Origin of the sequence: Pseudomonas sp. ABC1 (genome assembly GCF_013395055.1) — a bacterium.
Lineage (GTDB): Bacteria > Pseudomonadota > Gammaproteobacteria > Pseudomonadales > Pseudomonadaceae > Stutzerimonas.
The window spans coordinates 1558877-1571740 of record NZ_CP058349.1; the positions used below are offsets into that span (position 1 = coordinate 1558877).

Annotated in this window: 11 protein-coding genes; 5 read left to right on the plus strand and 6 right to left on the minus strand. The window is 64.9% G+C overall.

The window, feature by feature from the left end:
• Nucleotides 1-131: 131 nt before the first annotated feature.
• The 4 genes from HW090_RS06830 to HW090_RS06845 all read right to left on the minus strand — a co-directional run bounded on the left by HW090_RS06830 (nucleotide 132) and on the right by HW090_RS06845 (nucleotide 6846).
• Entirely contained in the window at nucleotides 132-2231 is a 2100-nt protein-coding gene (locus HW090_RS06830; RefSeq protein ID WP_179112807.1) for an HlyD family efflux transporter periplasmic adaptor subunit, read from the minus strand.
• Nucleotides 2228-3547, minus strand: a complete 1320-nt coding sequence (locus HW090_RS06835; RefSeq protein WP_179112808.1) for an efflux RND transporter periplasmic adaptor subunit — start codon at nucleotides 3545-3547, stop codon at nucleotides 2228-2230. Before HW090_RS06835 ends, HW090_RS06830 begins: the two co-directional genes overlap by 4 nt.
• Nucleotides 3544-4311 carry an efflux RND transporter periplasmic adaptor subunit gene (locus HW090_RS06840; RefSeq protein WP_179112809.1) on the minus strand — a complete coding sequence of 256 codons (768 nt, stop codon included), beginning with the start codon at nucleotides 4309-4311 and terminating at the stop codon, nucleotides 3544-3546. Before HW090_RS06840 ends, HW090_RS06835 begins: the two co-directional genes overlap by 4 nt.
• 261 nt (nucleotides 4312-4572) lie before the next feature.
• Nucleotides 4573-6846 carry a YgiQ family radical SAM protein gene (locus HW090_RS06845; protein WP_179112810.1) on the minus strand — a complete coding sequence of 758 codons (2274 nt, stop codon included), beginning with the start codon at nucleotides 6844-6846 and terminating at the stop codon, nucleotides 4573-4575.
• Between the two features lie 334 nt (nucleotides 6847-7180).
• On the opposite strand from HW090_RS06845, the gene HW090_RS06850 reads away from it, so the two are divergent.
• Entirely contained in the window at nucleotides 7181-7768 is a 588-nt protein-coding gene (locus HW090_RS06850; protein ID WP_179112811.1) for a TIGR00730 family Rossman fold protein, read from the plus strand.
• A 16-nt stretch (nucleotides 7769-7784) separates the two neighbouring features.
• Nucleotides 7785-8819 (plus strand): DUF5924 family protein, encoded by a 1035-nt coding sequence (locus HW090_RS06855; RefSeq protein ID WP_179112812.1) that lies wholly within the window; start codon nucleotides 7785-7787, stop codon nucleotides 8817-8819.
• Between the two features lie 9 nt (nucleotides 8820-8828).
• Here the strand turns inward: HW090_RS06855 and sfsA are convergent, their stop codons facing one another.
• Complete coding sequence (gene sfsA, locus HW090_RS06860; protein WP_179112813.1) at nucleotides 8829-9536, minus strand: DNA/RNA nuclease SfsA; 708 nt, start codon at nucleotides 9534-9536, stop codon at nucleotides 8829-8831.
• On the minus strand, nucleotides 9536-10708 hold the full coding sequence (locus HW090_RS06865; protein ID WP_179112814.1) for a pyridoxal phosphate-dependent aminotransferase: 1173 nt from the start codon (nucleotides 10706-10708) through the stop codon (nucleotides 9536-9538). The genes sfsA and HW090_RS06865 overlap by 1 nt, the downstream gene beginning before the upstream one ends.
• Nucleotides 10709-10897: 189 nt before the next feature.
• Here HW090_RS06865 and dksA point away from each other — a divergent pair, with 189 nt between their 5' ends.
• From dksA to HW090_RS06880, 3 genes are all read left to right on the plus strand, one after another.
• The gene (dksA, locus tag HW090_RS06870; RefSeq protein ID WP_179112815.1) at nucleotides 10898-11344 is read left to right on the plus strand and encodes an RNA polymerase-binding protein DksA; all 447 of its coding nucleotides are present in this window, start codon (nucleotides 10898-10900) and stop codon (nucleotides 11342-11344) included.
• A gap of 82 nt (nucleotides 11345-11426) precedes the next feature.
• Nucleotides 11427-12314: a tRNA glutamyl-Q(34) synthetase GluQRS gene (gene gluQRS, locus HW090_RS06875; protein ID WP_179112816.1), complete on the plus strand. Its 888-nt coding sequence runs from the start codon at nucleotides 11427-11429 to the stop codon at nucleotides 12312-12314.
• Nucleotides 12315-12363: 49 nt separating this feature from the next.
• The gene (locus HW090_RS06880; RefSeq protein ID WP_179114848.1) at nucleotides 12364-12858 is read left to right on the plus strand and encodes a murein L,D-transpeptidase family protein; all 495 of its coding nucleotides are present in this window, start codon (nucleotides 12364-12366) and stop codon (nucleotides 12856-12858) included.
• Nucleotides 12859-12864: the final 6 nt, after the last annotated feature.

The following is a 12864-nucleotide window of genomic DNA, read 5'->3' on the forward strand; positions in this document are numbered from 1 at the left end:
GCTCAGACTACAGCGGGGCGGGGCCTGAACGCCATAACCCATTTGTACTGGCTTGCGGCCTATCGGGGCCGTTTGCAACAGGCGGCAGGCAGCACACTGCGGCCAGGGGCTCTCTGACGCCTCAACAGCCTCTAGAAACCGCTTTCCCGGATACCGATCGCTGCCATGCGGCGCCAGGCGGCGACCAGCAGCGACTCGCCCTGCCCGTCCAGCACAACAAGGCCCCGCAGCGGGTGGTTCAAGGGCTGCACAGGGCTGCTTTGGAGTACGAACTGCACGCCATATTGCGCTTGCAGGGGCAGCGCCCTCTTCTCCTCATCGCGACGAATGGCAATCGGGCCACTGTGCTCCGAGATCAATGCCTCCTGGTCGATATAGGCCACACCGTTGGTGTCCACCGCATCCAGAACCACCGGCATGGAAGCGTGCAAGACGTCGTCGGCGACGAAATGCCCGCGGGTCCCAGGCGCCACCCGCCAGAGATCCGCTTCAGCCAGGTACCCGCGCAAGCGCAAGCCACCGTCAGCCACCTGCGCCAGCGGCAACTCGGCGCTGATCCAGCGGCCAGGGCTCAGGTTGTCAGCCAGGTCACGCACCACTCCGTCATGGGGCGCACGCAGCACCAGGCGCTCACGCTGCGCCGCCAAGCCACGGTACTCGGCCACGGCTTCGGCCAGCCGCTGTTCAAGGATGCCGCTGTCTCCAACGGTTTCGCTGCGAGCGGACTGTCGGCGCAACTGCAACTGGAGAATCTGGATCTCGCGCCGCCCAATGCTCATGCGCGCATCCAGGTCCGGCGATGCCAGGGTCACCAGAACCTGGTTCTCCGTGACCGGCTGGCCGTCCCTGACCAACACCTCACGAATTTGCGCGGCGGTCGGTGCATGCAGTGCACTGACCCGAGACGCCTCAAGCATCGCCGGCACTTCCACACCGCTGCGCCATGGCACCAGCAGCACGGCCAGCAATGCCAGCAGACCACCACCGAGGAACAGCACCTTGCGCGGATGGGCCTTGTCACGGTGCTGCCACCAGTGCGCCATTTCCTTCCAGATCGGCAGGAAAATGAACCAGGCCAGCTCGACCACCATCAGGAAGATGCCGAGCACCTTGAAGAACATGTGATAGACCGCCAGGGCGATGCCGAAGAACAGCACCGCACGCCAGAGCCACGAGGCATAGCCCCAGTACAACAGACGCTTGCGCAATGCCGGCGACCAACGCTCAGGGGCAGGTTCGCCGTAGCCGAACAGGGTTTCGCGCAGGTGCCAGCGGCACAGCGCATAGCCGCGCCCCTGGAGGTTGTCGACGCCCCACAGGTCGCTGAGCAGGAAATAGCCGTCGAAACGCATCAGCGGGTTGACGTTGATCACCAGGGTCGTGATCCAGGTGGCACTGGCCAGCATGAACGCTGCCGTGCGCCCGGCCCCGTCCGGCAGCAGCGACCAGGCGAGCAAGGCGATGCAGGCCAGCAGCAGTTCCGCCAGCACACCACCGGAGCCGATCAACAGCCGTGTACGCCGGTCCTGTACACGCCAGGCATCACTGACATCGGTGTAGAGCATCGGCAACAGGACCATGAACGCCACCCCCATGCTCGGCACCCGACAACCGGCACGCTTGGCCATGTAGGCATGGCCGAATTCATGGCAGAGCTTGGCGAACCCCAGGGCGATGGCGAACGCCGCCGCACCGCCCAGGCTGAGCAACTGCGGAAAAGTCGCGAGAAAACGCTCCCAGTCGCGCATCACCAGGAAGGCCCCCAGCAACAGCACCAATGGCAGACCGATGCGCAGCAGGTTGGGACCAAAGCGCTCCAACCAGGGCCAGGTGCGATTGAGGAAGGCATCCGGGCGCCATAGAGGAATGCGGAAAAACAGATACTTGTGCAGAACCTGCGTCCAGAGTCCCTGACGCCGGCTGGCCGCCTTGGCCTCGTAGCTGGCGCTCTGCTCCGGGTCGCCACCGCTGATCAGGTCATGCCCACGGAGAAACTTGAGCAACTCTTCCAGCGCCTGCGGCGTCAGCGGAGCACCGGGCTCGCCATTGGCCGCCTTTAGCACTTGCAGGGCATCGCCCAAGGCCCAGTGACGCAGCAAACGCATGGCTGGCGCGCCGAGTTTGAAGTACTTGCCGCGCAGCGGGTCGGCCAGGGTCCATTGCGGCGAGCCGTCCAGCCCCGGTGTCGCCACCGAAAGTTGCAGGTCCGGGCGTAGCGCCGGCAGGATCATAAGCCCACCGCCTGACGCAGGGCCGCCAATGGCCGGCGTAGCAGATACAGGGCCAACGGCGCGCGATCGCCGAACAGCTTGGCAGTGCCGCGCAGGCCAATGCGCGGCGGTGCATCGTCAAAGCTGGCGTCGAGCCTGTAGGCCAATTGCCCGGCGGCGGTGCTTTGCGCCTGGTAGGCCGCGCGCTCCAGCTTGGCGCTGTGGGGGTTCAACGGATCGCTGTCGAGAAACAGCGCCACTTCTGCGCCGTTGTCCAGACGAATCGCATCAGCCACCGGCAGTTCGATACGCAACTCAGCCTGAGCCGGATCGGCGATTTCCATCAAGCGCTCACCGGTGCGCATCGGCTTGCCGATAAAGCGCTGGGCATCGGCGAACACGGCGATACCGTCGCGTCCGGCGCGCACTTCGCTGCGCCCCAGCAGGTCGTGGGCGTAATCACGCTCGGCACGCTTCTGCTCGACCCGTGCCGCCAGCAGATCCAGACGGGCACTGGAGTCGGCATCGGAAAACGCGCGCTGGGTGTTGGCCTTGAATTCAGCCTCAGCCACGCCGAGGGTACGCTCGGCGACATCGGCCTGGGCCTTGAGGCTGGTTGCGTCGAAGCGCACCAGCACCTGCCCGGCCTGCACCGGCTGGTTGGGTTTGACCAGCACCTCGGCGACCACACCGTCCAGCGGCGCAGCGACCACCTGGCCATTGCGCGGTACCACTTCGGCCGGAGCCAGCACGGACTGGCGTACCGGCACCAGCAACACCAGCAGCAGTGCGCCGGCCATGGCCCAACGGGTCCGCGCCGGCCAGCGCAAACGCCATGGCTTGCCCGGTTGCAGCGCGCACCAGGCATGGCCATAACAATCACCCAGTTGCGCCAGCAAGGTCTGCTCGGCCTCGCTCCAGGCACTGTCACGGGCCAGCCAAAGGCCGCCGAACACCTGGCCCTGGCGGTCCTTGAGCGGCAACCAGAAGGCATGCGGCGCCGACAGCGCCTGCCAGTCGTCACGGCTGGCCTGGTCGACACTCTCTGGCGGCACCGCGCCCGGCAGGGCAAAACGCTCACCCGCAGCCAGCCGAGCGGCCATGCGCTCGATAAAGACCACGAACGGCGCATTTGGCTCGACCGCGCTGATACCCGTCAGGGCGCGCACCTTGCCAGCGATCAGCAGCGCACCATGGCGATAGCCGAACAGGGGCTGACTGTCGTTGACCATGCTGAACGACAGCACCTCGGTGGATGCTGCAACGCGAGCCTGGCGCTCCAGCTTGAGGTAATGCGCCAGCAGTTGCTCCAGGGCGCCTGGAACGGGAGCGCTCATTGCGGCTCCGCGAACTGTGCGGTGCCGCTCATCCCGGCCAGCAGGCCCGGAGTATTGGCCGGCACGCTGGCGATCAGCAGGAGCGTCTGACTGCCTTCATCGATGCGCGCGCCAAGGCGCTTGACCACGGCGGCGATCAGCTTGCCGGTTTCATCGGGTACGAAGCTGAAGGTCTGCTCGGGCTTGAGCCTGCCGAGCCAGCGTGACGGCACCAGCAGATGGATTTCCAGGGAGCGGTTGTCGACGATTTCCAGCAGCGGCGCGCCGCTGGCGACACTTTCGTGGGCCTGAACCCGACGCGCCACGACCTGACCGTCGTAAGGCGCCTTGACCTGGCAACGCTGGACCTGCACCTGATAGACCTGTGACTCGGCCTGAGCCTGGGCCTGTCGGGCCTCGGCCAGGCTCACCTCGAGGCGCCCGACTGAGTTCAGTGCGGCCAACTGCTGTTTATTACGCAACTCTTCACGCGCAGCACGCACCGCTGCGGCGGAGGCATTGGCCTGCGCTTGATAAGCACGGCAATCGAAGCGCACCAGTACATCGCCCTTGCTGAACGACTGCCCCTCGGCAAATGGCATCTCGGTGATGCGGCCCGGCAACTCGCTGGCCAGCACCGCCTGGGAGCGAGCCCGCAATACACCTCGCACCTCGCTCGCAGAGGTCATGCTCGCCTCGGGGGCGAGCAAGGGATCATCCCCGACTGCGGCCAGGGCCGTATTAGCGCACAGGGCAGCTATCGCCCACCACATTGCCTGCTTCATCTGGCTACATCCCTGAAAGGCGGAAATACATCAAATGGATAGTTGGATGATTGCGTGCCGAAAGGTTGCTGCCAATCGGTGCCAGCCCTTGACGGTCGAGCGACCGTAACACTTGGCAAGCGTCGACCCGGCCCATGGGGAGACATGGACACGCAGGGAGAGACACGCACTCAATGGCGCCGGATGCTACCAACGTTTCCCGTACAGGGGGAATAGGCAGCGCCGCAGGTCATATCACCTGCGGCGATCAGGGAATGGTTCTCAGCGCGGCGCCACCGGACGCGGCTTGCCGCCGCCACTCGCAGGGCGCTTGCCAGCCTTGCGCCGCGCCTCGGCGGCGGCCTTGGCCTGTTCGCGCTTTTCCCAGGACTTGCCATCATGGCTGCGCGGCGGCAGGCCGGTGTGCTGGGTCAGCAGGGGCTTGCTGGCACCGGCCTTCTTGCTGGCCGCTGGCGTGGAGTTCTTGCGGCGGGCGCTCTGGTATTCGTCGGCTTGCGGCTGATGCACGGGAATCAACTGGTGCTTGCCACTGCCGATCAGGTCGGCACGCCCCATGGCGGCCAGCGCTTCGCGCAGCAGCGGCCAGTTCTTCGGGTCGTGGTAGCGCAGGAAAGCCTTGTGCAGGCGACGTTGCTGCTCGCTCTTGACGATGGTCACGCCGTCGCTCTTGTAGGTCACCTTGCGCAGCGGGTTCTTGCCCGAGTGATACATGGCGGTGGCGGTGGCCATCGGCGACGGGTAGAAAGCCTGCACCTGGTCGGCGCGGAAGCCGTTGCGCTTGAGCCACAGGGCGAGGTTCATCATGTCCTCGTCGGTCGTCCCCGGATGCGCAGCGATGAAGTACGGGATCAGGTATTGCTCCTTGCCCGCCTCCTTCGAGAACTTTTCGAACATCTGCTTGAAGCGGTCGTAGCTGCCGATGCCCGGCTTCATCATCTTGTCCAGCGGACCACGCTCGGTATGCTCCGGGGCGATCTTCAGGTAGCCGCCAACGTGGTGGGTGACCAGCTCGCGGACATATTCCGGCGACTCAACGGCCAGGTCGTAGCGCAGCCCGGACGCGATCAGGATCTTCTTCACCCCCGGCAACGCCCGCGCCTTGCGGTACAGCTCGATCAGCGACGAATGGTCGGTATTGAGGTTCTCGCAGATGCCCGGGAAGACGCAGGACGGCTTGCGGCAGTGCTGCTCGATGTCGTGGCTCTTGCAGGCGATGCGGTACATGTTGGCGGTCGGCCCGCCCAGGTCGGATACCACGCCGGTGAAGCCCGGCACCTTGTCGCGCATTTCCTCGATCTCGCGAATGATCGAGTCGTGGGAGCGGTTCTGGATGATGCGGCCTTCGTGCTCGGTGATGGAGCAGAAGGTGCAGCCGCCGAAGCAGCCACGCATGATGTTCACCGAGAAGCGGATCATCTCGTAGGCCGGCACTTTCGCCTTGCCATAGGACGGGTGCGGCACACGGGCATAGGGCAGACCGAAGACGTAGTCCATCTCCTCGGTGCTCATGGGAATCGGCGGCGGATTGAGCCAGATGTCGGTCTCGCCATGGCGCTGCACCAGCGCACGGGCATTGCCGGGGTTGGTCTCCAGGTGCAGCACGCGGTTGGCGTGGGCATAGAGCACCGCATCGTTGCGCACCTTCTCGAACGACGGCAGGCGGATCACCGTGCGATCACGCTCCAGCCTCGGGTGAGCCAGCAACTGCACCACCTTGGCTTCGTCCGCGTCCTGCGCCTCGCCCTTGGCCTGTTCGATGGCACAAGCGGCGCTGTCCTGGGTGTTCACATAGGGGTTGATGATCTTGTCGACCTTGCCCGGACGGTCGATGCGCGACGAGTCGATCTCGAACCAGCCTGCTGGCGTGTCACGGCGCACGAAGGCGGTGCCACGGATATCGGTGATGCTGTCGAACGATTCGCCGAAAGCCAGGCGCTGGGCGATCTCCACAATGGCCCGTTCGGCATTGCCGTAGAGCAGGATGTCGGCGGTGGCGTCCATCAGGATCGAGCGGCGCACCTTGTCCTGCCAGTAGTCGTAGTGGGCGATCCGCCGCAGGGATGCCTCGATGCCGCCAAGCACCACCGGCACATGGCTGTAGGCCTCCTTGCAGCGCTGGCTGTAGACCAGGCTGGCACGGTCCGGCCGCTGCCCGGCAAGGCCGCCCGGCGTGTAGGCGTCATCGGAGCGCGCTTTGCGGTCGGCGGTGTAGCGGTTGATCATCGAATCCATGTTGCCGGCCGCGACACCGTAGAACAGGTTGGGCTCGCCCAGCTTCATGAAGTCGTCTTTGCTGCGCCAGTCGGGCTGGGCAATGATGCCGACGCGAAAGCCCTGCGCCTCCAGCAGGCGACCGATGATCGCCATGCCGAAGGATGGATGATCGACGTAGGCATCCCCGGTGACGATGATCACGTCGCAGGAATCCCAGCCCAGCAGGTCCATCTCCTGCCGGCTCATGGGCAGGAAGGGGGCCGGACCGAAACACTCGGCCCAGTATTTGGGATAGTCGAACAATGGCTTGGCGGCTTGCATGACGGATTCAGGGTGCTCGCAGGGCAGGCTGAAAAAACGGGCGCGGAATATAGCACAAAAAACAACCAGAAAGGCCGAGCGAATTACCCGGACATCGCCGCATTGCCGACTATCGCGGCCATTGATGGATTCAAACAGCCACGACGCCCCCGCAGGCAGAGAATCGCCCCGTCGAATCCCCGCCGGAGGGCATGATCATGGCGCGCCACCCACTTCTGGAAACCCTGCTGGCCACCTACGCCTGCGCCATCAGCGGCAGCGCACTGGCAAGCCACGCTTGGCCGCGAGGCGCAAGCGGAGGATACTTTGCCGCTCCCAACCCACGGAGCACATGATGTCTCTGCGTTCAATCTGCGTGTTCTGCGGTGCCAGCACTGGCGCCAACCCTGCCTACCAGGCTGCGGCCAGCGACCTGGGCCGCACCCTCGCCGCGCGCAACATTCAACTGATCTATGGCGGCGGCTCCGTCGGACTGATGGGCGTGGTGGCCGACGCCTGCATGGCGGCAGGGGGCGAGGTCATCGGCATCATCCCGCAAAGCCTGAAAAACTCGGAGATCGGCCACGAAGGCCTGACGCGCCTGGAAGTGGTCGACGGCATGCACGCACGCAAGGCGCGCATGGCCGAACTGGCCGAAGGCTTCATCGCCCTTCCCGGCGGCCTGGGCACGCTGGAAGAACTGTTCGAAGCCTGGACCTGGGGCCAACTGGGCTACCACAGCAAGCCCATGGGGCTGCTGGATGTGCACGGTTTCTACAGCAAGCTCAGCCAGTTCCTCGACCACCTCGTCGACGAGGGCTTCGTCCGCCAGGAGCAGCGCACCATGCTGCAACGCAGCGAATCGCCGATCGAGCTGCTGGAGCTGATGAAGGCCTGGCAACCCAGCGCGGACACGCGCTGGGGCAAGCGCACCCCGTCCTGAGTCCTCGCCAGCCATCATGACCTGGAGGAACCAGACGGCCCGCCTGATCACACTGATCGCCGGAGTCGTGCAGCGCTACCCCGGCACTGTCGCCCTGCTCAGCTTCCTCTCCGGCGTGGCCAGCTTCATCCTGGTCGAGCGCCAGGCCGGGCTTGGGCGCGTGATTGCCATCGTCATGCTGGTGAGCTGGCTGTGGCTGATGCTGGAAAGCAGCCTGCGCAACGCGCTCAAGCGCTGGCTCGGCTGGCAACTGCCGCCACCGCTGTTGCGCTATGCGACCCAGATGGTGCACCAGGAGAGCCTGTTCTTCATCCTGCCGTTCTTCTTCGTCACCACCGCCTGGAACAGCAGCCAGGCACTGTTCACCGGGCTGCTCGGCGCGGCGGCACTGGTGGCCCTGATCGACCCGCTCTACTACCGCTGGCTGGCGCCTCGACGCTGGATATACCTGGCCTTCCACGCGCTGACACTGTTCGCCGTACTGCTGACGGTACTGCCGCTCATCCTGCACCTGTCGACGGCGCAGAGTTACCAGTGGGCCCTGGGTATCGCCGTACTCTTTGCCTTGCCGAGCTTCAGTGGCCTGTTCCCGCACTGGGGCTTCAGGCGCCTGTTGGCGATCATCAGCATCGCCGCGCTGGTCGGGCTGGGCGGCTGGGAAATCAGAAGCTGGGTACCACCGGCCACCCTGTGGATGACCGACATGGTGGTCAGCGACAGCCTCGACCCGGGCCAGCGGCGCCCTGGGCAAAGCATCCAGCAGATCGACAGCGCGAAGCTGGGCCTCAATGGCCTGTACGCCTACACCGCCATCAGCGCCCCTCGCGGCCTCAAGGAACGCATCTACCACGAGTGGTCACAGGCAGACCGCGTCATCGACCGGATCGCCCTGGAGATAGACGGAGGCATCAAGACCGGTTATCGCGCCTGGAGCCACAAGCGTAACTTCCCCCCCAAGGCCGCGGGCCAATGGAAAGTCAGGGTCGTGACCGACTCAGGGCAAGTCATCGGGGTGCTGCATTTCGATGTGACGGAAGGGAAACACCCGTAGGCTGGGCGGCTACTCCTGCACCGGAATCCGCCGCACCAGGCGAATCGCTTCCGGTGAGATCTCCGCCGCATAGGCGAGCACTTCGACACCGCTCGCCTTCGCCTCGGCCAGTGCGGCGGCATAGGCCGCATCGATCTCCACGGCAGGCCGCACCGCTTCGACACCCGACAGGTTGACGCAATACAACAGCACCGCCCGCACACCCTCGCGGGCCAGCGCCGCCAGCTCGCGCAAGTGCCGTGCGCCGCGCGCCGTGACCGCGTCCGGGAAGGCAGCCACGGCACTGTCAGCAAACCCCAGCGTCACACTTTTGACCTCGACATAGGCCAACCCCTGTGGATATTCGAGCAGAAAATCGACACGGCTGTTCTCCTGCCCGTAGGGCACCTCGCGGCGCAACCGGGTAAAACCCGCCAGTTCTGCGATCACACCCTCACGCAGCGCTTCCTCGACCAGCGCGTTGGCCCGCGCGGTATTGATGCAAGCCAAGCGTCCCTGGGGCGTCTCCACCAGTTCCCAGGTGCCGGGCAGCTTGCGCTTCGGATCGTCGCTACGGCTGAACCACAGGCGCGCGCCCTCACCCTGGCAGTTGAGCATCGAGCCGGTATTCGGGCAGTGGATACACAACGCCTCCCCTTCTTCGGTGACGATATCGGCGAGAAAACGCTTGTAGCGCCGGACCAGAACAGCCTGTTGCAGCGGAACGGGAAAGCGCATCAGCCCTGCCACTCCTGCAAGCCCTTGGCGATCCGCTCCAGCGCACGCTGCAGCACCGGCAGGTCCTGGGTATAGGCGAAACGCACATGCTGCTGCGCACGGTAGCGGCCGAAGTCGATGCCGGGCGTGATCGCCACATGCTGGCGCTCCAGCATGTGCTGGCAGAAGGCATAGGCGTCGCCACCGAAGGCGCTGATATCGGCGTACAGGTAAAAAGCCCCCTGCGGCTCGACGGCAATGCCGAAGCCCAGCTCGCGCAGGGCTGGCAGCAGGAAGTCCCGGCGCTTGCCAAATTCCGCACGGCGCGCTTCGAGGATGTCCAGCGTGGCCGGCTCGAAGCAGGCCAGCGCCGCATGCTGGGCCATGCTCGGCGCACTGATATAAAGGTTCTGCGCCAGCTTCTCCAACTCCGGCACAGCCTGCGGCGGCGCCACCAGCCAGCCCAGGCGCCAGCCGGTCATACCGAAGTACTTGGAAAAGCTGTTCAGCACGAAGGCCTCGTCGTCCACCTCAAGGGCGCTGACGGCGTCCACCCCATAGGTCAGCCCGTGGTAGATCTCGTCGACCACCAGGTGCCCGCCATGCGCACGGGTGCCACGCGCCAGCCCGGCCAATTCCTGGCGATCCAGCAACGTCCCAGTCGGATTGGCCGGCGACGCCACCAGCGTGCCCACCGTATCGGCGTTCCAGTGACGCTCCAGCAGTTCCTCGGTCAGTTGATAGCGAACATCCGGACCGACCGGCACCAGTTGCGCAGCGCCTTCGACCAGGCGCAGGAAATGCCGGTTGCACGGATACCCCGGGTCGGCCAGCAGCCAGTGCCGGCCCGGATCGACCAACAGGCTGCTCGCCAGCAACAAAGCGCCTGAGCCACCGGGAGTAATCAGCACGCGTTCGGGGTCAATGGATAGCCCGTAGCGCTGCGCATAGAATCCGGCAATGGCTTCACGCAACTGCGGCAGCCCCCTGGCGGCGGTGTAACGGGTATGGCCGGCCGCCAACGCGGCCTGCCCGGCAGCGACGATCGGGGCGGCCGTGGTGAAATCGGGCTCGCCGATCTCGAGGTGAATGACGTCATGCCCCTGGGCCTGCAACTGGTTGGCACGCGCCAGCAGGGCCATGACATGGAAGGGCTCTATCGCACGGCTGCGTGCACTGTAAAGCGAGGTCATCGAACCGTCCTGAACGAAGCGAAACCGGGATTCTACCCAAGGTCCCTTCCCCCCTGCAGCTGCGGTGATACTCGGGAGTAGCGCGCCCCGATGCGATCTGGTAAGTTCGCCCGCTTGCATCCGCAGGACCGGCCTTGCCGGCAAGGGATCACCAACCTGCGCAATGGACATAGCGAGAGGCGTTCATCCATGCCCATTAATGAAAAGTCAAAATCGAGCAGTCAACTGATCCGCGCCTTCGAGCCCTACAAGGAGTCCAAAGGCGAGGAGTACATGAATGATCGGATGCGTGCGCACTTCACCGGTATCCTGACCAAATGGAAACTGGAGCTGATGGAGGAAGTCGACCGTACCGTGCATCACATGCAGGACGAAGCGGCCAACTTCCCCGATCCGGCGGACCGTGCCAGCCAGGAGGAAGAATTCAGCCTCGAACTGCGCGCCCGTGACCGCGAGCGCAAGCTGATCAAGAAGATCGACGAAACCCTGCAGTTGATCGACGAGAACGAGTACGGCTGGTGCGATTCCTGTGGCGTCGAGATCGGCATCCGTCGTCTCGAAGCCCGTCCGACCGCGACACTGTGCATCGACTGCAAGACCCTGGCCGAGATCAAGGAAAAGCAGATCGGCTCATAAGGATACGCGCCCATTCCCGCCCTGGCGGGAGTGGGCAGGTACCCTCCCCCGCGGACAGCCATCTCCCGAAGCCCGTCCCGCCATGCCAACGCCCCACGGTTATACCGGCCGATTCGCCCCGACACCCAGTGGCTACCTGCATTTTGGTTCGCTGATGGCAGCGCTTGCCTCGTACCTCGACGCGCGCGCGGCCAAGGGGCGCTGGCTGCTGCGCATGGAAGACCTCGATCCACCCCGTGAAGCCCCCGGCGCCCAGGCGGCCATCCTCTCCACACTGGAAGCCTATGGTTTCGAGTGGGACGGCACGCTCTTGCGCCAGAGCGAACGAAGCGACGCCTACCAGCAGACACTGCAACACCTGCTGGTACAGGGGCTGGCCTATCCCTGCGATTGCTCGCGCAAGCGCCTGGAACCCTGGCCGATCTACCCCGGCTTCTGCCGAGAAGCGCGAAAACCCGACAGGGATGCCGCGATACGCCTGCGCGTGCCGCAACTGGAATATGCCTTCGAGGACCGTGTCCAGGGCCGCTTCAGCCAGCACCTGGGCCGGGATGTCGGTGACTTCGTGATTCGCCGCCGGGACGGCCTGTTTGCCTATCAACTGGCGGTGGTGCTGGACGATGCCTACCAGGGCATGACCGATGTGGTGCGCGGCGCCGACCTGCTCGACTCGACGCCCCGGCAACTCTACCTGCAGGAACTGCTGGGCCTGCCACAGCCGCGCTACCTGCACGTACCGCTGGTCATCCAGCCGGACGGGCACAAGCTGGGCAAGTCCTACCGCTCGCCGCCGCTACAGGCCGGACAGGCGGCGCCGCTTTTGCTACGCGCCCTGCGAGCGCTAGGGCAGAATCCACCCCAGGCGCTGCATGACGCCAACCGCACGGAACTGATGAACTGGGGCATTGCACACTGGGATGCCACGCGTATTCCACGCACACTCACCCTGGCCGAATCCGAATTGAAATGAGCCGGCGCAGCCCAACCGGCAGCCCCAGGCCCGCACAGGAAGTCGAATGATGCGCTGGTTACTGACCCTTATCTGCCTGAGCCTCATCGCCACGGACCTGCATGCATCGCCACAGCCTCAACGGATAGACAAGGTGCTGGTACTCAAGTCCGAGCGGCAGTTGCAACTGATCAGCCACGGGCAGGTGATCAAGCAGTACCGCATCTCGCTGGGGAAGCGCCCCGAAGGGGCGAAGCGTCAGGAAGGCGACCTGCGTACACCGGAGGGTATCTACTGGATCGACTGGCGCAAGCGCAGCGAGAAGTACAACCTGGCCATGCACATCTCCTACCCCAACGCCCATGACGCCGCCATGGCGCGAGCCAGCGGCGTGAACCCGGGCGGCATGATCATGCTGCACGGCACACCGATCGATGATGAATTCCCCGAATGGTTCTTCCATACCCTCGACTGGACCGACGGCTGCATCGCCCTGAAGAACACGGACATGCGCGACGTCTGGCGACGGGTGCCAGACCGTACGCTGATAGAGATCAGACCGTAGCCACCG

Excerpts from the sequence above, each read along its gene's own strand:
- dksA (WP_179112815.1), top strand. The coding sequence starts at position 10,898 with ATGCCCATTAATGAAAAGTCAAAATCGAGCAGTCAACTGATCCGCGCC.
- HW090_RS06865 (WP_179112814.1), bottom strand. The coding sequence starts at position 10,708 with ATGACCTCGCTTTACAGTGCACGCAGCCGTGCGATAGAGCCCTTCCAT.
- HW090_RS06835 (WP_179112808.1), bottom strand. The coding sequence starts at position 3,547 with ATGAGCGCTCCCGTTCCAGGCGCCCTGGAGCAACTGCTGGCGCATTAC.
- HW090_RS06855 (WP_179112812.1), top strand. The coding sequence starts at position 7,785 with ATGACCTGGAGGAACCAGACGGCCCGCCTGATCACACTGATCGCCGGA.
- sfsA (WP_179112813.1), bottom strand. The coding sequence starts at position 9,536 with ATGCGCTTTCCCGTTCCGCTGCAACAGGCTGTTCTGGTCCGGCGCTAC.
- gluQRS (WP_179112816.1), top strand. The coding sequence starts at position 11,427 with ATGCCAACGCCCCACGGTTATACCGGCCGATTCGCCCCGACACCCAGT.
- HW090_RS06845 (WP_179112810.1), bottom strand. The coding sequence starts at position 6,846 with ATGCAAGCCGCCAAGCCATTGTTCGACTATCCCAAATACTGGGCCGAG.
- HW090_RS06850 (WP_179112811.1), top strand. The coding sequence starts at position 7,181 with ATGTCTCTGCGTTCAATCTGCGTGTTCTGCGGTGCCAGCACTGGCGCC.
- HW090_RS06830 (WP_179112807.1), bottom strand. The coding sequence starts at position 2,231 with ATGATCCTGCCGGCGCTACGCCCGGACCTGCAACTTTCGGTGGCGACA.
- HW090_RS06880 (WP_179114848.1), top strand. The coding sequence starts at position 12,364 with ATGCGCTGGTTACTGACCCTTATCTGCCTGAGCCTCATCGCCACGGAC.
- HW090_RS06840 (WP_179112809.1), bottom strand. The coding sequence starts at position 4,311 with ATGAAGCAGGCAATGTGGTGGGCGATAGCTGCCCTGTGCGCTAATACG.